Origin of the sequence: Paenibacillus sp. FSL P2-0121 (assembly GCF_037975345.1) — a bacterium.
Lineage (GTDB): Bacteria > Bacillota > Bacilli > Paenibacillales > Paenibacillaceae > Paenibacillus_AQ > Paenibacillus_AQ odorifer.
The window spans coordinates 3,229,560-3,253,262 of the sequence record NZ_CP150245.1; the positions used below are offsets into that span (position 1 = coordinate 3,229,560).

The window sequence follows — 23,703 nt, forward strand, 5'->3', positions numbered from 1 at the left end:
TAGTGGATGAAGTATCAAATTTAATCAAAAAGTTATCATGGCACACACGCGAAGAGGAAAAGGAAGATGCAATTAATAAGCTACAATATATAAAGGATGAAGCTTTGCATTTATTAGTACAACCTATATCAAAAGACTATTGGGATGGAGCGGCTGAAACAGTCATACGTTTAGGATATCCACGTGTGAAAAGCATATTGCCGGGTTTGCTTGAATGGATACAAGATTTAAATTGGCCAGGTGCGGGGGAAATAGCTGGTTTTTTACTTGAAATAGGGGATCCGATGATTCCATATGTTAAAGATGTACTAAATCAACACAGCGATGATCAAGAATGGGTGTATTGGATTTTCGAAAAATTAATTGATCATTGGAACACGAAACAAGTCCAACAGATACAAGCAGAATTAATTAAGATTTCACAGGAAAAAGCCAATGACCTATCGGCATTAAGAATCTTATTAACTCACGGTATATACGCAAAAGATGTGGTCTGTGAAATAATCCAGCACAAAAAAGATGTCCTTGTATTTGAACTCAAGGAACTTCATGATACTCATCTTGAAATTGATTGTGAAGCTCTTCATAAAGAATTCTTAAATCAGCAGCCTAATGTAATTAAACAGTTTCATGAGCACAATAAAGACCGTTTTTATATATGTAATGCGATATCTAACCGCCAAGAAGTTTTAAGAGAAATAGAAATTTTTACTGCTGAGTTTCTCACTTCGTGAAGTTATCAAGCTTTACTGAAATAAATTGAAAGGAGACTAACCAATGAACAACATAAAAGTACTTCATTATGATGCTTTTTCTCCTTATCCCAACAAAGGAAATCCAGCTGGTGTAGTATTAGATGCGGCTCATTTGAGCGAAAGTGACATGCAAGCGATAGCTCATAAGGTCGGTTTTAACGAAACAGTTTTTGTAGTCTCATCAGATGTAGCTGATTTAAGGCTTAAGTATTTTACGCCAGGCCATGAGATCAATCTTTGTGGACATGCTACAATGGCATCTTTATTTGCTTTAAAAACAAAGGGGATCCTTGGTGAGGCTGGCTCGATAAAGATCGAAACAAACGTGGGGGTGCTACCCATTCAATTCAGTATGGTAACTTCATGATTGAAATTGATTGTCTGGGAGAAATCTGTCCAGTACCAGTAATGATGTTAAAAAAACATCAAAAAGCCATTCAAAATGGCGAACAGGTGATTCTGGTTACTGATCATAGCTGCGCAAAAGTTTCCATCACGGATTACTGTCGTGGTTCAAATTTGAAATGTACCATCCAAGAAGTTATTAATGGGGTATGGGAGATTACGATTGAGATATAAGTTCAACACAATGTATCAATCAATGTCTTTTCTATATAACGAATTAATTGTTTCGTATCATTGTCACAACGCTGATTATGTTTTTTTACCATGTAGACATCGTTATTTACTTGGAACTGATCAATATGAATAATCTTGAGTTGTTTACTATACAACTCTTTTTTTATGGACATATAAGGCAGAAAGGCAACACCATGTCCTCTAATTGCAGCAAGCTTTACCGCCTCAAGGGAGTCCAGATTAAACAGTATGTTTAATTTAAGCTCACCCGCAGATATGTTATTTAAAGCCCTTTGCACACAATGAAGCTGTGAGGACCAGATTAACGGATATTTAGGGAGCTCATTCAGTGTGATTTTATCAGGACAAACGGTCGTACTGCTTGCCACTAGCATAACTTGATCAGAAAACACCATATTGGAGCTTAATTCAGATTTCGGGGAAGGCCCGGAAATAAAGCCAACATCACCTTCTTCAAGAAGCAAACGTTCTTCTACCAGTGACGATGCCCCTTCGTTTAGAGTGATATGGCAATTGGGAAAATGCTTTTTTACCTCATATAAAGTACATGGCAGGGCATAATTACAGACTTCTGGAATCGCATAAATAGACAGCTCATGTTGTGTTGGCTGTAAATGATTGATCTCTGTGACCATATCATCATACAATTTACAGATTTGCTCCGCATACTTCTCTGCTATAATCCCTGCTTCTGTTAGGCTGGCCCCTTTATTACTTCTCACAAAAAGCTCAGAACCCAAGGTATTCTCCCAGGATTTCAACTGCTGACTCAGTGCGGATTGGGTGATATGAGATTTCTGAGCGGCTTTAGATATACTTTTTAACGAAGCAATATCTAAAAATAATTTAAGCGTTTCCATATTCATACTTATTCCTCCTGTTGCCCGCTGTTAGTGCAAACTATAGCATACTTGATTACGCTCCATCTGTGCCATTAGTAACACTTATACAGCATAAAGAAAGCAGATAACCACAGCGCAAATAAGTATGTTACTATTTTCACATAGTCAATTACATAAAACGATGGAGGTGTTAGACTATGGGGCAAACCGTAAGTCCCGAAACGAAATCAACTCGAACCAGAGCTCCTAGAAAACCTAAAAAGAGTCAGTTGCCCATCGCGTTGCTGGTCACAGTTCTCATTATTGGGTTTGGTTTTTTCCTAGACCATTCCCACGATAAAATGGTTGTCTACCTGCTTTTCGGTATTTCGTTTGGCGTTATTTTGCAAAGATCACGTTTCTGTTTTACTGCATCACTTAGAGATCCATGTATTACAGGCAGCACATCGGTAACAAGAGCTGTACTGATAGCATTTTCTCTCGCTACGATCGGATTTACAGCCATAAAGTATCCAGCATTCCTGGAAGGTAAACCGATTCCTGGGATGGATAATGTGGGTCAAATCAGTTTTGCTTTGATAATTGGCGCAGTATTATTCGGAATAGGCATGGTTATTGCAGGGGGTTGCGCTTCGGGTACATTGATGCGTGTAGGTGAAGGATTCACGATGCAGATGTTGTCACTTGTGTTTTTTGTCATTGGGTCACTTTGGGGATCACATGATATGGGTTGGTGGAGAGCTAACGTTATAAAGGATGCACCCACTGTATTTTTACCAGACGTCTTTGGTTGGCTTGGAGCGCTAGTTGTTCAGTTCCTGATCATTCTTCTGTTGTACATCGCTGCAGTTAAATGGCAAGAGAAAAAGATGGGAAGCGCAGATTAGTTTAAGTTATTACGTGAATATTTTCACTATTAGGAATTTTAAAAAATATAAAAGGTGGTTTTTAAGATGGCTGAATTTACACTTGATTGCCTGGGAGAAGCTTGTCCGGTACCGTTAATGAGAACAGAAAAGAAAATGACTGAACTAAATGTTGGAGACGTTCTAGTTGTTGCTATTGATCATAGCTGCGCAATGAAAAACGTACCAGAATGGGCGAGAAAACAGGGACATAATGTGGAAATCGAAGAGGTCGATGATGGCGAGTGGGAAGTTGTTATTGAGAAGGTAAAATAGGATCGCTAAGTAGGAAAGGACGGTGAATGAAACGGTGAACGAATTCTGGTTGAAGATATCGTCTAACCGCTTTTACAAGCAATTGCTCAAAGAACCGTTTACTTATGTAACTGGAGCTGTACTTCTCGCTGTGTTCGCTACAGCACATCTGGCTGTTTTCTCAAAAGGATGGGGAGTAACCAGCGCCTTCGCGGACTGGGGAGCTTGGGCGTATCGACTGGTAGGAGGAAATGTAGATAACTGGGCTTACTTTAGTACGGAGAAAGCTCAAAAAACATTATCTTCCGGATTTTTGAATGATGGTGGGTCCATTCGAAATGTAGGGATTATCTTAGGTGCATTAGCAGCGACATTGTTTGCTTCCGAGTTCAAGCTTAAGAAAATTAAGTCCAAAAAGCAGGTAGTGGCGGCTGTACTTGGTGGGTTGCTCATGGGGTACGGAGCTAGACTGGCTAATGGATGTAATATAGGTGCATTATTTACGGCTATAGCTTCTTTATCGCTTTCAGGCTGGATTTTTGGATTGTTCCTGCTGGTTGGTGCATTTATAGGCAGTAAATTATTAGCCAAATTCTTTATGTAAAAGTGAAATAGGCTGAGCTTATAGTGCTGACGAGAGTCAGCCTATTTTATTGAAATCATAGTCTACACAGGAGGGTCAATTGAAATGGAAAAGAAGACAGAACAGTATGATGTCGTCATTATCGGTGGCGGGGCTGCTGGATTAACAGCAGGGATCTATTGTGGACGAGCAAAATTGAAGACACTTCTTTTGGAAAAATCGCTGGTAGGCGGTCTTGCGACTTATACTAATGAAATAGAAAATTATCCTGGTTTTCCTGAAGGAACGACCGGAACAGATCTTATGGGATTATTTCATAAACAAGCCAAAAAATTTGGTGTGGATTTCAAAATGACAGATGTCAAATCTGTCTCGGCAGCGGAAGGGATTAAAGTAGTGGAAACCTTTCGGGTTCGATATGAATGTAAAGTCATTATCATAGCCAGTGGAGGAAAACCAAGAATTACAGGTGCAGCTAATGAAGATATGTTCTTATATGATAAAGGGATTTCCTTCTGTGCAACCTGTGACGCTGCGGCAAATACGGGGAAAACAGTTATGGTCGTTGGCAGTGGTGATGCAGCTATTGAGGAAGGGATGTTTCTGACTAAGTTTGCAGATAAAGTGATCGTATCTGTCATGCATGATCATGGGAAAATGGATTGTAATGAAATTGCCAAAACGCAGGCACTAGAAAACCCTAAAATGGAATTCATGTGGAATACGGTGGTAAGTTCTTTCGAAGGTGAGGAACGTTTGAATTCCGTCGTCCTGAAAAATTTAAAATCTAATGAACTGCAAAACGTAAAGGTCGATTCATGTTTCTTATTTATTGGATACACCCCTAACACAGAAATTTTATCAGGGGTAGTAGATCTAAATCGTAATGGATATGTACTTATTAATGAGAAAATGGAAACGAATATACCTGGGGTCTTTGCAGCAGGAGATGTGTGCGATAAGTTTCTTAAACAAGTTGCTACCGCTGTTGGCGATGGTGCCATTGCAGGGTATGGTGCAGAGAAGTATATATCTGAATGTGAGGTGTATGAGCATCAAATTCTGAATCAAGGCAAAGCATCTGTTGTTTATTTATGGAATGCCACAGATCCTTCCTGTCGGGAGTTATTGCCTCTAATTGAGGGATTTGAGCAATCCCATTCGGATGTCAGGGTCACAAAGGTAGATGTATATAAGTCACCCGGACTTGCTGCCAAGCTAGGGATAGATTCAGTTCCTTCTATTGTTTATCTGGATAATGGGAAGGTCCAAAAAGTAATTACTGAAAAGATAAATGAAGAAATACTGAGGACTCTTGCTAATTAAGGAGAAAGTCAAAGACACATACAGATGTTATCTCTGTATGTGTCTTTTTTTATTCAAGCTTAAGGAATATGAGACGAGCTAATGCAAGAGAGTGTCAAAGTATCAATAATAGTTGTTTTGTCATATATTTTTGAAAGCGCTTAAACCTTATGATTATTTTATAAATGTTGCAACTATAGCGGAGGGAGAAAGGACATCAATTATCTGTACATATCTTCAAAATCATCACAAGGAGGATTCACCTATGGCGAACGCAAGCGTCGCACCAGACAAGAGATCCGGACCGAATCTCAACAAGCAACGAACTAGCGGGATCAGACGCTTTTTTAAGCAAATAGATCTACAGCTTATGGTATTACCAGCACTTGTTCTAGTTTTTATTTTTGCCTATATCCCCATGTACGGGATTCTAATTGCATTCCAGGATTACAAGTTAGGAAATAGCTTTATTAGCAGTGACTGGGTTGGCTTAAAGCACTTTATTTACTTCTTTAATGCTCCTGAATTTGAAGTGGTTATGAAAAATACAATCATTATCAGCTTACTGAAGTTTTGTTTTGGATTTCCTGCACCGATTATTTTGGCGTTAATGCTGAACGAAGTCCGTAAGATGTTCTTTAAACGGGTGATTCAGACCGTTACTTACTTGCCACACTTCTTATCTTGGGTAGTTATCGGCTCAATGGTTACCTCGATGTTATCCGTAGATAACGGCAGTATAAATATGCTGCTTGAGAAATTGAAATTCATTGATGAACCGATCAACTTCCTTTCCATGACAGAATATTTCTGGGGCATTTTAGTTACAACCAATGTATGGAAAGAAATTGGATTTGCTTCAATCGTGTACTTAGCTGCCATTGCTGGTATTGACCCGCATTTATACGAAGCGGCTTCGATGGATGGTGCAAGTCGGTTTAAACAGATATATTTGATAACGTTGCCTTCAATTATGCCAGTTGTAATCATCTTTATGATTTTGGCAATCGGTAATCTGGTGAATGCAGGATTCGAAGATATTTTGATCCTAGCTTCCAATCCAGCTCTACGAGAAGTGTCAGATTCAGTTGATGTATATGTTGTACGTGTCGGTATAGACAATTTCAGGTACTCCTATGCGACTGCTATCGGATTGTTCAAGGCCGTGATCAGCGTGACATTACTTACCTTTGCCAACTTCATTGCCAGAAGAGCAGGGAACAGCTTGTGGTAATGAATTACTCAATATAGGGGGACCAAACTATGAAACGTATTAATATAGGAGATCGAATATTTATAGGATTCATATATGTATTTTTGACCTTACTGGCATTTTCCGCTTTTTATCCATTTTGGAACTCACTTGTTATTTCCTTTAATGAGGGGATGGATACTTCGAAAGGTGGAGTTACTTTCTGGGTCCGTGAGTTCACGCTTGAGAATTATAAGATCGTTTTTGAAGATTCTCGTCTAATGGGTGGATTCGTCATTGCTACATTGCGGACAGTAATCGGTACAGTAACAGCGATACTGGCCACTTCGATATTCGCTTATGGAATGTCGAAGCGTGAACTGATGGGTCGCAAATACTACATGATTATGTGTATCATTACTATGTATTTCGGTGGGGGACTCATTCCGTCATACATGCTTATCAGAAGTTTAGGTCTCTTCAACTCATTTTGGGTGTTTATAATTCCTGCACTGGTCAGCGTATGGAATATGATCATATTCCGGACCTTCTTTCAAGGTCTTCCACAAGGTTTAGAGGAGTCAGCAAAGATTGACGGTTGCGGATATTGGGGGACTTTTGTCCGCATCGTGCTTCCTTTGTCGGGACCAGTTATAGCAACATTATCTTTGTTCACAGCAGTAAATCACTGGAATGAGTGGTTCGTAGCGAGTATTTACATTACGAAAGAGGAGTTAATGCCGATTCAGACCATCTTAAGACAGATATTGTTCTCTAATATTGCTTCAGAACAGCTGTCTAATGTAGATGCAAGCTCCATTGCTCATATTAACTCGGCAAAGAAAATAACCTCGAAGTCATTAACGATGGCTACGATCATGGTTGCAACCATTCCGATTGTATGTGTGTATCCATTCCTACAAAGATTCTTCGTTAAAGGGGTCTTGGTCGGATCATTGAAAGAGTAGGATGATAGAATGAGATTGGGTTTAGAGCGTATTGCTTTGAACATAGATTACAAATTGAAAGGGGAAAATACATTGAAGACTAAGAGAAAGATGCTTCTCGGTATGATGTCTACCTTGCTATTAACGACTTTGGTGGCGGGTTGTGGTGGCAACAATTCAAGCGCTCCGGCGGCAACTGCTGAACCAGAGAAAGAAGGAGGAACAGCGGTCAACACAGCAACTGAAGCTCCTGCGGCTGATTTGTATGAATTAGGGAAAGAACCGCTTGAAGTCTCATTCTACGGAAATTACGGCTGGTATCAAATGCCGAAATGGGGCAAAGATGCTGCTTCTAAATGGATTTTAGATAATCTGAAGATCAATGTCACAGGAATTAGCTCTGGTGGTAATAACGCTCAAAAGCTGCAAACGATGATCGTTGGTAACGAGCTGCCGGATATTGTGTGGACCGAGAAAGGTGCTGACGTAGAACGTCTTCGCCAAGCGGATATGCTAGTTCCTTTGGATGAATATATTGATAAATATCCAAACTTTAAGAAATACTTAACAGCTGGACATTTGGAATTGCTTCGTTCCCCTGATGGGAAGATCTATCAGCTGCCGAATTATTATACAACTCAACCAAACGGAAACGCCGGTTATGCTATTAATAAAAAGATTTACAAAGAGCTTGGTTCTCCTAAGCTAGAAACGACAGATGATTTGTATGCTTATTTAAATGCTGTTAAGGCAAAGTTCCCTGACGTTATTCCGTTCGAGACGGGTTTAGCGAGAGATGGTAACGGAATTGACCAGTTATTCTCCTCTTTTAAAGAGAGTAATCTGTCGTATACTAGAATATACGCCGTACCTGATGGCGATAAAATGGGTTCGATATACAAGGATGAAGGATTCCGTGAGTCAGTTGTATTTGCTGCTAAATTAATGCGTGAGAAGCTAATGACGCAGGATGCGAATACTCAAACAGAAGATCAAATTAGAGAGAAAGCGATGAATGGCAAGTTTGCTGTTATTGCGACTTTTGATCCAATGAAATTGCTCGCCACTGCTGATGAAGAGATGAAGAAGACGGATCCGGAAGCTGGATATATGTTTATTAAACCGATTTACAAAGCTGGTTTGGATCAAAGTAAGATTACTCCAGGAACGTATAATCAGTTAGGTTGGAACGTTGCTACAATCACTAAAAACGCTAAAAATCCAGAGGCTGTATTCGCTATGCTTGACTGGATGACAGGACCAGAAGGTTCTATGGTTCTTAACTGGGGTCCTCCAGGACCAGAAGGGTATTGGGATGGATTTGAAGCAGATGGACTTACTCCTAAGTTTAATAAAGATAAATATCTGAATGAGCCAGAAGCTCTGTCCGAAATTAACGGAAAAGCCGGTGACTTGGTATGGGTAGGTAATACTGTTTTCTTGGATAATACAAAGAAAATGATGTTGCAAACCCTTCCAGCTGACAAGATTGACTTTAGTAACCGTTGGCAGATGGAAGTAACTTGGGCTTCGCAAGGTGACTTTACGGAGTTCCTGAATTGGGATCCGGCTCCAGACAGTGAAGAAGGGATTATCAGACAAAGTGTCAGAGATATCTGGTTAACAGCAAGAGCAAAATCGATGTATGCGAAGACTGATGCAGAAGCATTAGCAATTCTTGATAAAGCACATGAAGATTCTATCAAGGTTGGCTATGAGAAATTCCTTGATTATGTAACAAAAGTATGGACAGAAAATAAGAAAGCTTTAGGTAAATAATAATTTGTAATACGAAGGTTTGCTATTTAGCAAGCCTTCGTTTTTACGTCCCATTTCTTGTACTCATTGCTTTATAAGCTGTTAGGGAAGAGAATGAATGGTATACTGAAAAAGATTGGTTAGTAGAATTCAGCTGTTTGGATTAAAACATTTCAAAGGGGGATTGTGTTGATGTACAACGTATTATTAGTAGACGATGAGATGCTTGATCTTGAAGGCATGAGACAATTCATTCCTTGGAATGAACTGGGTATGCAGGTCGTGGAGGCAGCGAATAACGCGTTTACGGCATGCGATATTTTAGAACAGCATGTTATTGATATTATTGTTAGTGATGTGAATATGCCGAATATGTCGGGTCTAGAGCTGGCTCGGATTGCCATAGAGAAAAAAAACGATATACGTGTGATTTTTGTAAGCGGTTACCAGGATTTCAGCTATGTGAAACAGGCGCTTTCACTAAAAGCATATAGCTATGTCCTTAAGCCAATGGATGACAAGGAACTTATTGCTGCACTACAGAAAGTAAAGCAGGATTTAGATGATGAAAGTAAACGGCGTGACGTTGAAGAAGCTTATCAGCATATGATTCCTATGGCCAAAAATGATTTGTTGATCCGCTTATTTGAAGGGGAATGGGAGGGGGACACTCAAGCTGGAATGTTAAAGCTTATGAAGTCCTACGGTCTGGATAAGCTGGAATGGCCTATACGTGTGGCGGTTTTGGAGCTGGATTATTTCAACTGGTTGCAAGAACAGGATAATCTAACTAAACATCTAATGTCCAAGGACTTTCTGTATGAAGTGAATACTATTGCTCAGAAGCACGGTATGCCACATTGCTATAAGGTATCTTCTTATCGAATCGCGTTGTTGATTAACGAACAGGAGATGGAGAAGTTTATTGAAGAAATTTATGAGTCAATTCGCACAAAATTTCCTGTCACTATGACCGTAGGGGTAGGGAAGCCTACATTTGCTATGGACCAGGTCCACACCTCCTATCGGCAAGCTATGGAAGCCGTTGACGGAAAGATGTTTCTCGGCAAGGGCAAACTAATTATGTATGAAACGGTTAGCAGCGAACCTGGAATGATTGATGCCCGTACGTTGGATGCCCGTATGGATACACTTTTTAAAGCGATGAAAGAATATGAGTTAGTCCTTATTTATGACGAGATCGATAAGCTGTTTAAATCCGTGAGTAGTTTAAGATCTAAATTCACGATTCATAATCTAGCCATGTATATTATATGGAAGCTGGATCAGCAGTTGAAAGAGGTTAGTGAGGATTTATTTGAAATCTTAGGTATGGAGTTACATAGTTTAGATATTTTGCTTCAATTCGATACGATCAGTGATATACGCTCTTGGCTTGTACTCAAAACGTTTGAAATATCCGAGTATCTACGCAGTAAAACAGAGTCAGTGAACAATAAACTGATTAGAGAAATTATGCAAATGATGAAGGATAAGATGAGCGAGAATTTTACGTTAAAGGATATTGCACAGCAGTTCTCTTTCTCACCCAACTATTTGGGATATCTATTTAAAGAGGAAACTGGGAAAACGTTCAGCGAAGTACTCATTCAGCTGCGAATGGAACAAGCCGGCAAGCTTTTGAAAGATCCGAAGTGTAAAATCTATGAAATCGCGAGCCAGGTAGGTTACCGTTATCTTCCTTACTTCAGCAGACAATTCAAAGAAGCCTATGGTATGACACCTATGGAGTATCGTAAGCGGGAGAAGTGATGGGGGATGATGTTGCATGAAACAACCAAGAAGTAAACATAAGTATGTGCCGATAGGGTATAAATTAATGCTGACGTATATTTTTTTCATTATTATCCCAGTATCTGTGATAGGTTTTGTCTCTCACTCTATGTACAATGATTCATTACGCGAGCATACAAGTTCGAATATTAAAGGTACGTTGTTGCAAATTCGCGATAATATTGATTATAAAATGGGGGAAGTTACCCGGATATCAACGCAATTATATAGTGATTATGATTTCTATCGGAATCTGCGAAGCTATGAAGAAGGCTGGGAGAATTATGACCGGATGTCTATGAAGGTACTTCCAAAGCTGGACGTAGCTATTCAATCAACGGGTATGAGGATTGGGATGTCGCTATTTTTAAAGAATGAATCCATTCCTGAGATCTATTCGAATTCACTAGAGGGCTATCTGGATAATAGTAGCTTCTATCATCTTTACCATATGAACCGGATTGAAGGGAAATCCTGGTATTATGATTTTCCAACCGAGAAATATGCGGAGACTATGAAATGGTGGCAGATTGAGCGCGATGTAGAAAATAATCGTATCTCGTTGCTACGTAGATTAATAGATACATATGATCCTCTCGTACCTAAGGAGATTGGCTTCCTGCGGATTAATGTAGGCATTCCAGATCTGTTCAATAGTGTGAATTATACGAAGATAGGAAAAGGAAGTATTCTAATTTTAAAAAACGAGTTCGGAAGAACGATGTACCAATCGGGAGAACTACCAGAGCACTATTCCAACGAAGCCGAACTTAATAAGGATTACCTGACGATTAGTGAAACAGTTACAGTTTCTAACCAAGCTTGGCAATTAAACGCGCTAGTTCCAATTACGATTCTTGAACAGGATGCAGTGAAGGTACGACTGTTTATTATTTTGATGTGTCTCATCTGTTGTGTAGTTTTTAGTTTTGTCGGCATATTTATATCCCGATATTTTTCAATTCGGATTAATAAGTTCGTGTACGTGCTGAATGCCTATCGGGAAGGTGATCTTCACAAGCGTATTTCCTATCGAGGCAAGGATGAATTCTCTCAGATTGCTACCGCATTAAATGATATGGGCGAAAATATCGATATGTTGATTAAAGAGGTATATTTGACGCAGCTCCAGAAGAAGGAAGCAGAGCTTGAAATTCTGCAATCACAAATCAATCCTCATTTTCTATATAATACGTTGTCATCTATTATTCAATTAGCCAAGTTTGGTCAAAATGAGAAGCTGCAGCAGATGGTGCTGGAATTAGCGAAGTTTTATCGCCTGACGCTTAATGAAGGGCGTACCATGATTCCGGTCCCCACTGAAATTGAGCAGGCAAACGCTTATTTAGAAATTCAGAAAATTAAATACGGTGATCGTCTGGAAGTTATGTTTGATTTTGATACAGAAATCTGGCCTTATGAGACTATAAAGCTCATTCTTCAACCATTTATCGAGAACGTGCTGAAGCACGCCTGGTGTGGTGATCACATTCATTTACGCATTGTTGGGCGTAAAGAGGGGAATAATATTCTGTTCCGCATCATTGATGATGGAATCGGCATGAGACAGGAACGTATTGATCAAATTTTTGATCCAAAGGGTCACACGAATACAGGTTATGGGGTCCGTAATGTGGATCAGCGGATTAAACTGCAATATGGATCTGAGTACGGCGTAACCATTTTTAGCCGTGTTGGAATTGGCACTTCTGTTCAGATACTAATTCCTGCTAATAAGGGCAAGCGTGGCATTCGTTCGAATGTTGTACATGATGAAAAGGGGTCTTAAAGCTAGTTTTTCTAGCCTAAGACCCCTTTAATTTTAATTAGAATCCTTTATATTGAGGCTCTTCGGACTCCAATTCGGTTACCCGGTTCTCTACTTGAGTTACGATTTGTTGTGTTTGCTCGGCTGCGTTCGTGAACAAGGTTTTTGCACTCTCGTTTTGTGTTTCTAGTGCAAATTGTTCAAGACTGGCTTGAGCACCTTTTAAAGAAGATAAACATGTTTTAACTTGTGAGGCTACTGTCATTGAGTTTCTCTCCTCTGTGTTGGATTATTAGCATGACGAATGCTATTGTCCTCAAATGCTTCTAGCGTTATGCAGGAAAAAAATTCATACTTCTAGTAATAGATGATTTTCCATAAATAAGTAGTGAAATTCCGGATTGAATGCGCCTTTATTGACAAATAATGAGTGTTAGTAAACAAGTTTTGATTCAAAAGGAGGGTAATTGTAATGCCGGAGTGGTTAGAGGTTGTAGTTCGAACGCTCTTTGCTGTGGTTGTACTTTTCTTTTTAACAAAATTACTGGGAAAGAGACAAGTATCGCAGCTCTCGTTCTTCGAGTATATTACGGGGATAACCGTCGGCAGCTTAGCCGCTTACATTTCTTTGGATACGGATAAGTTATGGCATTTAGGGCTCATTGCACTGATTGTATGGGTGGCTTGTTCTTTAGGGATCGAATACCTTCAGATGAAGAGTAAAAAAGCAAGAGACTTTATTGATTTCAAGTCCACCGTACTAATTAAGGACGGAAAAATACTCGAAGATCATATGAAAAAAGAACGTTTAACCACAGATGAACTGCTGGAGGAATTACGCAAAAAAGACGTTTTCAATATATCGGAAGTGGAATTTGCGATTATGGAATCTGATGGAGCCATAAATGTTTTACTCAAGAGTGAATATCAGCCGGTAACCCCTAAGCAATTGGGTATAAAGGTTGCCCCGGAGAAAGAGTCGCAAGTTGTCATTATGGATGGTAAAGTGCTCGACAAACCATTAGACACCCTAAACCTGACGCGAAGCTGGCTGGATGGAGCCCTTGAGAAAATGGGTTTTACGGTTGAGAATGTTTTTCTTGGACAAGTTGATTCTTATGGTGAGCTGACTGTCGATTTGTATGCAGATAACTTTAAAGTCCCACAGCCGCAGGATAAGCCTCAATTATATGCTTTGCTGAAAAAGTGTGAAGCTGATTTAGAGATGTTCAGTTTATCAACAGATAACGAAAAAGCTAAAAAAATGTATGAACAATGTTCGGAGCAATTGCAGGCTTCACTGAAGGTTTTGAAACCGTTAATTCAAAGCTAAGGGTAAAGATAAAGGCACTCTCGAGTAAGATCGAGGGTGTTTTTTATATTAATTTAAATAAATGTAATAATATGGGCATAAAGTAGCTGTACAACTTCGAAATATTAATTATAGTTGAGATTAGGCTGGAGTTATAGATGACACAAGATTGGAGGAATGCCTTCGCTTTTTATTTACATCAGAAAACAAGGAGGAAGATGTTCACGTGAAACTAAAAGGAAGATTTTCATTCGGAATTATGGTTGCGCTTACAACTTCGCTGGTTCTAGGTAATTTGGCATGGAGTAACCCTACCGCTCAGGCAGCAAATATCTTCAGTAATGATTTTGAGAATGGAAGTGCCGACAATTGGACGAGTACAACAGGAACTTGGTCTGTAGTTGAAGAAGGTGGCAATCATGTGTATTACCAATCCAGTCAAAACGAAGGACGTTCGTTCTCCGGTAGCAACACGTGGACAGATTACAGCGTTCAAGCTGATGTGAAGATTGATGATTTCAATGGGACTAATCGAACTTATGTGTGCGGGCGCTATGTTGACGGAAATAACTATTATGCTGCATCTCTGTCTAACAGTAATGGTGGGACGCTTGAAATACGAAAAAAAGTGAATGGTTCAAGTTCAACACTGGCTAGTAAAACTGATTTTCCTATAACTACAGGGACTGCCTATACAGTTAGGCTAGAGCTTAGTGGAGATTCGCTTAAAATGTATGTTAATGATGTTTTACAGCTAAATGCACACGATAACATTTTGACAGCAGGAGGTATAGGACTTGTAGCTTATAAGACAGCAGCGAAGTTCGACAATATCAATGTCTCCGATATCACCACGGGCACTCCGACACCAACGCCTACTATAGCTCCAACAATTGCACCAACGGTAGCTCCTACGGCTACTCCAACAGCAAGCGCAACCCCCACTGCGACAGTAGCTCCAACCGTCACACCAACAGCAACACCAGTTGCAGGCTCTATTTATGTAGCTCCAAATGGTCTGGACAGCAACGCAGGAACAATTGGTAGTCCAACCACACTGGCCTCAGCGATTACGAAGGTAGCCCCCGGGGAAACCATCTATATGCGTGGAGGGGTTTACACGTATTCTTCAACAATAATTGTTGGACAAGATAATAGCGGAAGCTCTAACTTACGAAAGAACATCACTGCATATGGGACTGAGAAGCCTATATTGGATTTTTACGCTCAGCCATTTGACCCAGCTCAACGTGGTTTGCAGATATACGGTAACTACTGGAAGGTAAAAGGATTAGAGATAAGAGGCTCAGGAGACAATGGGATCTTTATTGGCGGAAACTATAACATTATTGAGAATGTTGAAACCCACCATAATCGGGATTCGGGACTGCAAATCAGCCGTTATGCTTCATCACTGACCAGCATGAGTCAATGGCCGAGCTATAATCAGATCATTGGAGTGTATTCTCATGATAATTATGATCCGGATAACGGGGAAGACGCTGATGGTTTTGCTGCTAAGCTGACCATAGGTCCTGGTAACGTATTCGATAAATGTATAGCTGCATGGAATACAGATGACGGCTGGGATCTTTACAGTAAATCAGAAACAGGCCCCATCGGAGTGGTGACGATCAAGAATAGTATCTCCTATAAGAACGGACAGACCTCAGATGGAAATTCAACGGCAAACAGTGATGGGAATGGATTTAAACTAGGTGGTGAAAAAATTGCAGTAAACCACATTGTGCTGAATAGCATAGCGTTTCAAAATAAAAAACACGGATTCACTTACAATAGTAATCTAGGTTCCATTCAGTTAACAAATAATACTTCTTGGAGTAACGGACAGAGTAACTTTGCTTTTGATGCCGGTACTCACCAATTTACGAACAACTTGTCTTTTGCTGGAGGATCGAGTGACAAAACAAGTGGAACCGATATTCTAAGTACTAATGTGTGGTGGAAAAGTAATGCAAGTACCAATGCCAAGGGTTTGGTGGCCAGTGCCGCTGATTTTGTAAGTCTTACACCTTCAGTGGTGCGAAATGCAGATGGTTCTTTTAGTCTGGGCAGTTTCCTCAAATTAACTGGGGGTAGCGATCTAATCGGAACTGGAACACCTAGCGGAACTAATATTGGTACAACTTTTCCTTGATTTGAAAGCTAGGGGTTTGAGCTCCTTATTTAATTGACTCTGTAGGATTAGATAGGTCATTTTATTCGATATTTTGATGGGCATGAGTCCGGTACTATACCGGATTTGTGCCTATTTGGTTTGTTTTAAGTATAAACCTTCCATCACGTTGGCAAACTAAGCCAGATTAACAAGTCACAATTTTGGAGGTAGTCTGCAGATGTCTGGAATTATTGAAACAATAAAAGAACAACTGGAAGGATCTAGTGATGCAGTTTTTCAAAACATTCGCCTTCATGGGCATTCCTGTGACTTGATCTATATCCCATTCATCGTAAATTCCCTGAGTCTTCATAAAGATATTGCATTGCCGCTAAAAAATGAAGCAAATTCAGAGCACAAATGGCCGGATTTTTTAGAACGACTGGATCGAGGAGCTGTTTTTCCCATCCCGTATCTTAAGGAGTTTGACATAAACAAGGCTGTGGATTTGATTGTCGCTGGAAAAGTAGTGCTTTATTTTGAAGAGCTTCCTTATGTTTATTATTTTGAGATCACGCAATATCAGAAAAGATCGGTTACGGAATCACAAAATGAACTTGTGGTGATTGGACCACAAGAAGCATTTATTGAAGATATTGAAACAAATCTGTCCCTGCTCCGACACAAAATTAAACATCCGGATCTAAAGACTATTCATTATACGATTGGTAAATATACAAAAACTGATGTGTATGTTGTATATATTGAAGGACTTTATAAAAAAGAAGTTCTTGCTGAAATTGAAAAGCAACTAAATGAAATAGATATTGATGGCATATTGGGCATTAGTTATATATCGGAACAATTACGGAAGGGGAACTTGACACCATTTCCGGTATTTCAATATACAGAACGCCCCGACTCGGTGGCAGCTTCTTTAATGGAAGGCCGGATCGGAATATTACAGGATGGCACACCCACTGCAATGATTGCACCTACCTCTTTTTTTACAATGCTACAATCCTCTGAGGATTATTATCAAAGCTTCTATGCCGCAAGCTGGATTCGAATGGTTCGATTTGTGTTCTCCATCCTATCGATGATTCTTCCATCGCTTTATGTTGCGATTACAACCTTTCATCCTCAGATCATTCCCTCAAACCTGTTAATTACGATAGCATCTGCCAGAGAGAACATTCCTTTCTCAGCATTGACTGAGGCTTTGATTATGGAGCTTACCTTCGAAGCCCTTAGAGAAGCTGGAACCCGAATACCAAAGCCTGTGGGCCAGACCGTTTCTATTATTGGGGGGATAGTCATCGGTCAGGCTGCGGTACAAGCGGGAATTGTATCCGCTCCAATGGTTATTGTTGTTTCCATTACCGGAATTGCCACCTACATTATTCCCCATTATGAGCTCGGTCTGACTTTTCGCTTACTTCGTTTCCCTTTATTGATTATGGGGGGAACAATGGGATTGCTCGGGGTATATATTACAGCTTTTTTGATTTACGGACATTTAGCTAATCTTAGACCGTTAGGCTCACCGTATTTACAACCCGTTGCCCCTTTGGTGTTAGAAGATTGGAAGGACACATTATCTCGCTTTCCCTCTAACTATATGAAGAAACGCAGCAAACTTTATAGCAACAGGAATCTAAGGAGACAGAATCAAAAATGAGAACTCTAAAGATAGGAGTTGTTATACTTCTACTCCTAAATTTAACAGGCTGTTGGTCGTCCAAGGTGGAACTGGACGAATTAACCTTTGTGTACGGCTTATTTATAGATGTAGGCAAAGAAGCAGGCACCGTTGAAATTACGATTAATTCTCCTTTGCCTAATCGTCTCAACTCGGGAAGCCAGCCCTCAAGTGGTGGCGGTGATGGGAATAGTTATTCTACAGTTTCTAAGACCGCAGATACGATCGCAGACGCCATGTTACTAGTTCAAAAAGATCTGACACGTCAACTTAGTCTTTCTCAATTGAAAATAATTGTCTTAGGGAAAGCTTATGCAGAACAAGGGATCGGTGAACTCCTATTATGGATTAGAAGAGAGCCAAGTCTCCCCCTTGGAACCTATGTCATGGCTAGTCCCGGCAGTGCAAAAGAGATGAATACATTAACACCTATCTATGAACAATTGCCTTCTGATGTACTGAGGAGCTTTGGAACAGAAAAATACATGTTTTCGACTACAATTAAGGACTGCATATTCGCTGAGGCTTCGGGCGTTGGATTTGCTATAAATAATCTTTCATTTGGCAAAAAAGAAGAAACTACAAAAGAAGGTAAACCACAATATTGGGCAGGCATTCAAGGAGCTATGTTGTTTCAGAATGAGAAAATGAAGGGAATACTAAAGCTTAAAGAGGGGAGGGCATTGGCATGGGCCGCAGGCAAGCTTAAGCTGTCGGTTTATTCTGTTACCTGGGATGGTGGAGAAAGTGCAGCAAGTGTTGTATTTGTTAGCACCAAATCTTCGAAAAAAGTAAAAATAACGGATAAGGGTCCAGTTTTTACAGTGAAATTAAAGGGAAAAGCTAGTGTGATTTATTTAAGGGATCCTAAGAAAAGAAATCTAGAGGAGATCAGTAATATCATTACAGAGAAACTAAGCGATAAAGTAACTGCTAATCTGACCGAAGCTATACGTTTATCCCAACAAGCAGGTGCGGATGTTCTTCAGCTCGGCATGTTGCTGGAATGGAATGATCCGAAACTTTGGAAGCAATTAAGAGAACGTTGGGATAATTACTACGCTCATGAGGCAGATATTAAGGTGAAGACGGACTTTCGGATTGTGGATTTTGGGACAGCAAAATAAAGAACTGAGGAAGGAGAAGTTATGCGTACAACAAAGTGGCAGCTGTTCCGGTTTATCACCATTTTTTTTAGCTCACAAACCACCATTTTTTTGATACCAGCTATTATTGCTACTTCCTCTTATCAAGGCTGGATTGCATTAATCGTTGGCTCCTTATTAGGATTGATATTATTGTGGTTTACAATCTATGTTGGTAAGCTGCGACCTAATCAAGCTTGGGTTCACTTTGGAAAAGAGATCATTGGCAAATGGCCACATAAATTTATGATTCTGCTCCTACTATGCTGGTGTGTTTATTATGTTTCTTTCGATATAGAGAATTTCGTACTATTTTTCGGCTCGAATTATTTAAGAGGAACTCCACCTCTATTTATCCAGTGTGTCGTTGGTCTCGTAATCATGTACACGGCAAGTCTAGGATTTGCAACAATTACATATATGGCCGATGGATTATTTATTATTTTCTTTATTACCGTGATCATATTATTTAATTTATTCCTTCCAAACGCGGACTTTAATATGGTACCTGCTTTCTTTCATTATCATGATCCTGGAATCGCCCTGAAAGATTCTATTGTGGTCATGTCATGGTTTGGAGAATGGATTGTGCTTTTGTTCATTGCACCTGATTTAAAAATTGAAGCGAAAATGATGAAAAGATTAGTATTTGCGCAGTTCTATGTTTCAATTACGGTCTTAATAGGATGGTTATTGACAATGATGAGTTTTGGTCCACATTTAGGCCAGCAACTCCAATATCCTTTTCTTGAGATGGTGCGTAGTTCAAAAGAAGATAATTTATTAGGTAATACTGACCCGCTTTTGATTGGAATATGGTCGTCTTCGATGTTTATTCACAGCGCTTTCCTTATCTATGTAGCTTCAAAATGTGTAGCAAGTTTGTTTAATACTAATAGTAAAAAATTTTACGTTCCCCTTTTAACACTGGCTTCAGTGACAATAGCATACTTATATTCACGCGACGTCGGCAGATATTACGAACACTACAAAAGCTTTGCCATTGTGATCATTTGGCTAATCGTTGAAAGCATACCCATCTATTATGGAATTGTAGCCTTCTTTCGATATCGGCATAAGACTGCGAAATGAAAATCGAATGGAAGACGGGTGCTGTCTAATTATGGACAGTGCTTTTTTTGTGAATTATAAATCGGGTACGCTTTCTGTTATGATTAAAGCACTTATTACATAATTATCCTCAGATTGGATGGTGTATTCACATGAATCTTCAAGAAGTAACTGAACTTATCAAATCTATTAGGGCCAATCTTGCCAAAGTCATTGTAGGAAAAGAGGAGGGAGTAGACCTGCTGCTGACCGCATTACTTGCGAATGGACATGTCTTGCTGGAAGATGTACCTGGTACGGGTAAAACCTTGCTGGCAAAGGTTCTTGCCAAATCATTGGATTGTTCATTTAAGCGCATACAATTTACGCCAGATTTATTGCCTTCCGATTTAAGCGGGATCAACTATTACAATCAGAAGACGGGAGAGTTTCAGTTCAGACCAGGTCCGGTATTTGCTAATATACTGCTGGCTGACGAAATTAATCGTGCAACACCTAGAACCCAATCCAGCCTACTGGAGTGTATGGAGGAACGGCAAATTACTATCGATGGGGTAACGCACGGATTAGAAGCACCGTTTCTTGTCATTGCTACTCAGAATCCGATAGACAACCAAGGGACCTTCCCACTGCCTGAGGCTCAATTAGATCGATTTTTGATGCGGATTACTACGGGTTATCCTACCTTTGATGAAGGGATACATATTTTGCAGCGTTTTCGTGAGAATAATCCGCTCGAAGAGTCTTTTCCTGTAGCAACGGCACAAGATATTCAAGCCGCACAGCGTTTAGCCGCATCTGTAAGTATCAGTGATGATTTATTAGGTTATATCGTACGGATAACGGAAGCTACCCGCAAATCTACGGCAGTAAAACTGGGTGCGAGTCCACGTGCCAGTGGCGCGTTGCTTAGATCAGCTCAGGGATATGCACTTATTCAAGGCAGATCCTATGTAACACCGGATGATATCAAAGCCGTGGCTGTTTCCGTGCTTGCACATCGTCTGCTGCTTCATCGGGGATTAGGCTCAAGAGAGGGACAAGCCGCGGATATTGTATTGCAAGTGCTTCGTGAAGTTGAGGTGCCTGCTGAACCCGTGACGTCCTTAAGAGGCGGAAAGGTGGAATGACCTATGGCTTTGCCTTGGTTCATTTTCATTACAGTGGCGTTGGTGTTACTTCTTGCTGACATTTATAAACGGAATGGTCTGAAAGCGCTTAGTTATTCTCGCTATTTTTCACATAAAACTGCTTATGAAGGAGAACGTATTGAGATGATCGAGGAGATCATTAATGCGAAGCTTCTTCCTTTGCCGTGGCTCCGATTGGAGTCTAGTATTGCGAGAGGTCTGGAATTTGGAAGTCAGGATAATCTTGGGATTAGTACAGGAGAAATCTCTCAGAATCATATTAGTTTATTCTATTTAAAATCTTATCGTCATATTAAAAGACGGCATCAAGTGACATGTGAACGTCGTGGTTTATATCGTTTAGAATCCGTGACTATGACAACGGGAGATCCATTTGGTTTGACTCGAAAAAACAAAACATATCCACTCGAGTTAGAGTTGTTGATCTATCCCGTTCTGCTGAATCTAGACGAGCTTCCATTGCCCATTCATAGCTGGCTGGGTGAGCTTCCTGTGAAAAGATGGATCGTTGAAGACCCTTTTCTGACTGCTGGCATTCGTGAATATAGCTCAGGAGATTCTATGGGATTGGTAAACTGGAAGGCTACAGCACGTACTGGTGTTATGCAGGTTCATAAAAAAGATTACACGGCTGATTCCCGGCTCGTCATCTGTCTGAATATAGAGGACAGTGATTCCATGTGGAGAACGGTGACTGATGTGGAACGAATCGAGCAAGGAATAAGATATGCAGCGACTATAGCTGAATACGCAATGCAGCATGGAATTGAGACCGGATTAATCTGTAATGGCAGATTGGACGATGCTGGCGAAAGAGATCCAATTGAAGCAGAGCCGATGGCTCAGCTCGAAGATATGTTAGAGCTCCTGGCAAGGCTGAAGCTGGATAGAACACTTCCTATGAGTCGACTATTGGAATTGCAGGTTGAGAGTGGAATTAGTGACACAGACTTTCTAATCATAAGCTGCCATAGGGGAGCAGAATTGCAAAAGGCGACGGATCTCCTAATGCAGCAAGGCAATGGTGTGGAATGGCTGGATATTCCGGAACAAGGGAGAGAGAGCGCATGAAGCTTACGTTGTCTGGCTATGTAAGGGAAACAGTGAAACTCTGGTTGTGGTCTATTATTGAATTGTTGCTATTTCTACCGGTTTGGGTTCTATTTCAGATTTATTTGTTGCCCCAACAAGATGAACAAATATGGTTGATTGCGCTGCCTATACTAGCTTTAGCAGGCATTCTTTTGCGCAATTTTTGCAATGTAAGATGGAAGCAATTACTTGCCGCCTTAATCCTCGGGGCATTATTAGGTGTGGCTTCAGGGAGTTTATCCATCGAAAGCCTTCCCTTAGGTGTGGCTGGAATTATATGTACATTCTTAGGGATGACGGTAGACTCTAGAAATAATAGATTCAGAATGTTTTGGATAGGTATAATAATCTATTTTGTGGCAACTATAGCGTTTCATAGAGTTCCTGAATTGGAGCTAAGTGTGCCGTTATTGACCTGGTGTGGCAGTCTGTATTTAATACTGACTTTACTTATTTCTAATAGCAGCTATATACGATACAGCGCACTTACTGAAGAGAATGAAACGCTGCCCAAAGGGATACAACGGAATAATCGTATATATGTCATTGTAATTGGAGTTATTGCAGCTGTACTAGCGGCAGGTGTCGGTAAAGCTATAGGATCATTGGTATGGAGACTCTTACGCTCATTTTTCAATTTTATTAATCAGTTATTTTCTGGCACAAAAGAACCAGAGCCTCCGCCAGCAGAATTGCCGCCAGCAACTCCGATGTTACCACCAGTTGGCGAGCAAAAGCGTGGCTGGCTAGCTATTATACTAGAATACGGGTTTTATATTTTGGCGGCGGTATTATTGGGATTTGTAGCCTATTATGCACTTCGCTGGTTGTACAGAAATGCTGGAGAAAAGTGGCGGAAAGTCATAGATGCATTGTTATCGATGTTACGTAGGGAACATACCCCTAAGAATAATACAGCATATCTTGACGAGGAGAAAAGCGTCTTTACTTGGGAACAAACCGTTCGAGGGTTAAAAAATTTCTGGAGCTCTCGTCTTCCTTCAAAACATCGTAAGGATCGCTGGGATCAGATGAATGGCGAGCAGGAACGTGTCCGTTGGCTTTATCGGCGGTGGCTTAATATAAAGCGCGATAACGGTTATGAAATGAAAAGTTATCTTACGCCGCAGGAAACAAAAAGGGATGTTTTGCTATGGGGAGATCGTAGCAAGCATAAACGTAAGGGTGATGATGATTCTTTAGCAGCAGATCAATTGATTGAAATATATGAAAAAGTTAGATACGGAGAAGACGAGCCTGCTGCTTCTGATATTGCAGCTTTGAAAAATCAACTGAAATTATAGAATCATTTTCAGAATATATGCAAATTGGAACAAATAGGTTACAAAAGACCTGTAAGAGTTACAACATGGATACAATTGGATCTGTGCTAACCACTATAATAAT

Annotated in this window: 21 protein-coding genes and 1 pseudogene; 20 read left to right on the plus strand and 2 right to left on the minus strand. The window is 40.2% G+C overall.

Annotated elements, in window-relative coordinates; translation table 11 throughout:
* Positions 1-2 precede the first annotated feature (2 nt).
* The 3 genes and pseudogenes from MKY54_RS14360 (at position 3) to MKY54_RS14370 (ending at position 1,334) form a co-directional block, all read left to right on the plus strand.
* On the plus strand, positions 3-734 hold the full coding sequence (locus MKY54_RS14360) for a DUF5071 domain-containing protein (protein ID WP_339190898.1): 732 nt from the start codon (positions 3-5) through the stop codon (positions 732-734).
* A 43-nt stretch (positions 735-777) separates the two neighbouring features.
* Positions 778-1,104 (plus strand): annotated as a pseudogene (locus MKY54_RS14365) (PhzF family phenazine biosynthesis isomerase); the annotation flags it as partial.
* 14 nt (positions 1,105-1,118) lie between these two features.
* Positions 1,119-1,334, plus strand: a complete 216-nt coding sequence (locus MKY54_RS14370; RefSeq protein WP_339173995.1) for a sulfurtransferase TusA family protein — start codon at positions 1,119-1,121, stop codon at positions 1,332-1,334.
* A gap of 2 nt (positions 1,335-1,336) precedes the next feature.
* Here MKY54_RS14370 and MKY54_RS14375 read toward each other — a convergent pair whose 3' ends face one another.
* Complete coding sequence (locus MKY54_RS14375) at positions 1,337-2,221, minus strand: LysR family transcriptional regulator (RefSeq protein ID WP_076135116.1); 885 nt, start codon at positions 2,219-2,221, stop codon at positions 1,337-1,339.
* A gap of 173 nt (positions 2,222-2,394) precedes the next feature.
* On the opposite strand from MKY54_RS14375, the gene MKY54_RS14380 reads away from it, so the two are divergent.
* The 9 genes from MKY54_RS14380 (at position 2,395) to MKY54_RS14420 (ending at position 12,725) form a co-directional block, all read left to right on the plus strand.
* Positions 2,395-3,084 carry a YeeE/YedE thiosulfate transporter family protein gene (locus MKY54_RS14380; protein ID WP_076135115.1) on the plus strand — a complete coding sequence of 230 codons (690 nt, stop codon included), beginning with the start codon at positions 2,395-2,397 and terminating at the stop codon, positions 3,082-3,084.
* A 66-nt stretch (positions 3,085-3,150) separates the two neighbouring features.
* Positions 3,151-3,378, plus strand: coding sequence for a sulfurtransferase TusA family protein (locus MKY54_RS14385; protein ID WP_076129313.1), 228 nt, complete (start codon positions 3,151-3,153; stop codon positions 3,376-3,378).
* 22 nt (positions 3,379-3,400) lie between these two features.
* On the plus strand, positions 3,401-3,961 hold the full coding sequence (locus MKY54_RS14390) for a YeeE/YedE thiosulfate transporter family protein (protein WP_232061338.1): 561 nt from the start codon (positions 3,401-3,403) through the stop codon (positions 3,959-3,961).
* A gap of 84 nt (positions 3,962-4,045) precedes the next feature.
* Complete coding sequence (locus tag MKY54_RS14395) at positions 4,046-5,266, plus strand: FAD-dependent oxidoreductase (protein ID WP_339190900.1); 1,221 nt, start codon at positions 4,046-4,048, stop codon at positions 5,264-5,266.
* 244 nt (positions 5,267-5,510) lie between these two features.
* Positions 5,511-6,479: an ABC transporter permease subunit gene (locus MKY54_RS14400; RefSeq protein WP_076129315.1), complete on the plus strand. Its 969-nt coding sequence runs from the start codon at positions 5,511-5,513 to the stop codon at positions 6,477-6,479.
* A gap of 29 nt (positions 6,480-6,508) precedes the next feature.
* The gene (locus MKY54_RS14405) at positions 6,509-7,405 is read left to right on the plus strand and encodes a carbohydrate ABC transporter permease (protein ID WP_036678249.1); all 897 of its coding nucleotides are present in this window, start codon (positions 6,509-6,511) and stop codon (positions 7,403-7,405) included.
* A 72-nt stretch (positions 7,406-7,477) separates the two neighbouring features.
* A complete protein-coding gene (locus tag MKY54_RS14410; RefSeq protein WP_175617374.1) occupies positions 7,478-9,163 on the plus strand; it encodes an extracellular solute-binding protein in 1,686 nt (561 codons plus the stop codon).
* A gap of 171 nt (positions 9,164-9,334) precedes the next feature.
* Complete coding sequence (locus MKY54_RS14415; protein WP_076185961.1) at positions 9,335-10,915, plus strand: response regulator; 1,581 nt, start codon at positions 9,335-9,337, stop codon at positions 10,913-10,915.
* A gap of 16 nt (positions 10,916-10,931) precedes the next feature.
* Positions 10,932-12,725 (plus strand): sensor histidine kinase, encoded by a 1,794-nt coding sequence (locus tag MKY54_RS14420; protein ID WP_339174007.1) that lies wholly within the window; start codon positions 10,932-10,934, stop codon positions 12,723-12,725.
* A 37-nt stretch (positions 12,726-12,762) separates the two neighbouring features.
* Here the strand turns inward: MKY54_RS14420 and MKY54_RS14425 are convergent, their stop codons facing one another.
* Positions 12,763-12,969, minus strand: a complete 207-nt coding sequence (locus tag MKY54_RS14425; RefSeq protein WP_036678243.1) for a DUF1657 domain-containing protein — start codon at positions 12,967-12,969, stop codon at positions 12,763-12,765.
* Between the two features lie 207 nt (positions 12,970-13,176).
* Here MKY54_RS14425 and MKY54_RS14430 point away from each other — a divergent pair, with 207 nt between their 5' ends.
* From MKY54_RS14430 to MKY54_RS14465, 8 genes are all read left to right on the plus strand, one after another.
* Positions 13,177-14,037: a DUF421 domain-containing protein gene (locus tag MKY54_RS14430; protein ID WP_076129318.1), complete on the plus strand. Its 861-nt coding sequence runs from the start codon at positions 13,177-13,179 to the stop codon at positions 14,035-14,037.
* Positions 14,038-14,896: 859 nt separating this feature from the next.
* Positions 14,897-16,174 carry a right-handed parallel beta-helix repeat-containing protein gene (locus MKY54_RS14435; RefSeq protein WP_339191197.1) on the plus strand — a complete coding sequence of 426 codons (1,278 nt, stop codon included), beginning with the start codon at positions 14,897-14,899 and terminating at the stop codon, positions 16,172-16,174.
* 199 nt (positions 16,175-16,373) lie between these two features.
* Positions 16,374-17,816 carry a spore germination protein gene (locus MKY54_RS14440; protein ID WP_076185956.1) on the plus strand — a complete coding sequence of 481 codons (1,443 nt, stop codon included), beginning with the start codon at positions 16,374-16,376 and terminating at the stop codon, positions 17,814-17,816.
* Positions 17,813-18,964 (plus strand): Ger(x)C family spore germination protein, encoded by a 1,152-nt coding sequence (locus MKY54_RS14445; protein ID WP_076301985.1) that lies wholly within the window; start codon positions 17,813-17,815, stop codon positions 18,962-18,964. Before MKY54_RS14440 ends, MKY54_RS14445 begins: the two co-directional genes overlap by 4 nt.
* Positions 18,965-18,985: 21 nt before the next feature.
* Positions 18,986-20,074: a GerAB/ArcD/ProY family transporter gene (locus MKY54_RS14450; protein ID WP_076185951.1), complete on the plus strand. Its 1,089-nt coding sequence runs from the start codon at positions 18,986-18,988 to the stop codon at positions 20,072-20,074.
* Positions 20,075-20,205: 131 nt separating this feature from the next.
* Positions 20,206-21,183, plus strand: a complete 978-nt coding sequence (locus MKY54_RS14455; protein ID WP_076217909.1) for a MoxR family ATPase — start codon at positions 20,206-20,208, stop codon at positions 21,181-21,183.
* Between the two features lie 3 nt (positions 21,184-21,186).
* Complete coding sequence (locus MKY54_RS14460) at positions 21,187-22,275, plus strand: DUF58 domain-containing protein (protein ID WP_076278984.1); 1,089 nt, start codon at positions 21,187-21,189, stop codon at positions 22,273-22,275.
* Entirely contained in the window at positions 22,272-23,600 is a 1,329-nt protein-coding gene (locus MKY54_RS14465; protein WP_076222635.1) for a hypothetical protein, read from the plus strand. The genes MKY54_RS14460 and MKY54_RS14465 overlap by 4 nt, the downstream gene beginning before the upstream one ends.
* Positions 23,601-23,703: the final 103 nt, after the last annotated feature.

Coding starts and splice junctions, on each gene's coding strand:
- MKY54_RS14415 (WP_076185961.1), top strand. CDS start 9,335: ATGTACAACGTATTATTAGTAGACGATGAGATGCTTGATCTTGAAGGC.
- MKY54_RS14420 (WP_339174007.1), top strand. CDS start 10,932: ATGAAACAACCAAGAAGTAAACATAAGTATGTGCCGATAGGGTATAAA.
- MKY54_RS14440 (WP_076185956.1), top strand. CDS start 16,374: ATGTCTGGAATTATTGAAACAATAAAAGAACAACTGGAAGGATCTAGT.
- MKY54_RS14375 (WP_076135116.1), bottom strand. CDS start 2,221: ATGAATATGGAAACGCTTAAATTATTTTTAGATATTGCTTCGTTAAAA.
- MKY54_RS14430 (WP_076129318.1), top strand. CDS start 13,177: ATGCCGGAGTGGTTAGAGGTTGTAGTTCGAACGCTCTTTGCTGTGGTT.
- MKY54_RS14465 (WP_076222635.1), top strand. CDS start 22,272: ATGAAGCTTACGTTGTCTGGCTATGTAAGGGAAACAGTGAAACTCTGG.
- MKY54_RS14395 (WP_339190900.1), top strand. CDS start 4,046: ATGGAAAAGAAGACAGAACAGTATGATGTCGTCATTATCGGTGGCGGG.
- MKY54_RS14385 (WP_076129313.1), top strand. CDS start 3,151: ATGGCTGAATTTACACTTGATTGCCTGGGAGAAGCTTGTCCGGTACCG.
- MKY54_RS14460 (WP_076278984.1), top strand. CDS start 21,187: ATGGCTTTGCCTTGGTTCATTTTCATTACAGTGGCGTTGGTGTTACTT.
- MKY54_RS14445 (WP_076301985.1), top strand. CDS start 17,813: ATGAGAACTCTAAAGATAGGAGTTGTTATACTTCTACTCCTAAATTTA.
- MKY54_RS14370 (WP_339173995.1), top strand. CDS start 1,119: ATGATTGAAATTGATTGTCTGGGAGAAATCTGTCCAGTACCAGTAATG.
- MKY54_RS14405 (WP_036678249.1), top strand. CDS start 6,509: ATGAAACGTATTAATATAGGAGATCGAATATTTATAGGATTCATATAT.
- MKY54_RS14450 (WP_076185951.1), top strand. CDS start 18,986: ATGCGTACAACAAAGTGGCAGCTGTTCCGGTTTATCACCATTTTTTTT.
- MKY54_RS14400 (WP_076129315.1), top strand. CDS start 5,511: ATGGCGAACGCAAGCGTCGCACCAGACAAGAGATCCGGACCGAATCTC.
- MKY54_RS14380 (WP_076135115.1), top strand. CDS start 2,395: ATGGGGCAAACCGTAAGTCCCGAAACGAAATCAACTCGAACCAGAGCT.
- MKY54_RS14425 (WP_036678243.1), bottom strand. CDS start 12,969: ATGACAGTAGCCTCACAAGTTAAAACATGTTTATCTTCTTTAAAAGGT.
- MKY54_RS14455 (WP_076217909.1), top strand. CDS start 20,206: ATGAATCTTCAAGAAGTAACTGAACTTATCAAATCTATTAGGGCCAAT.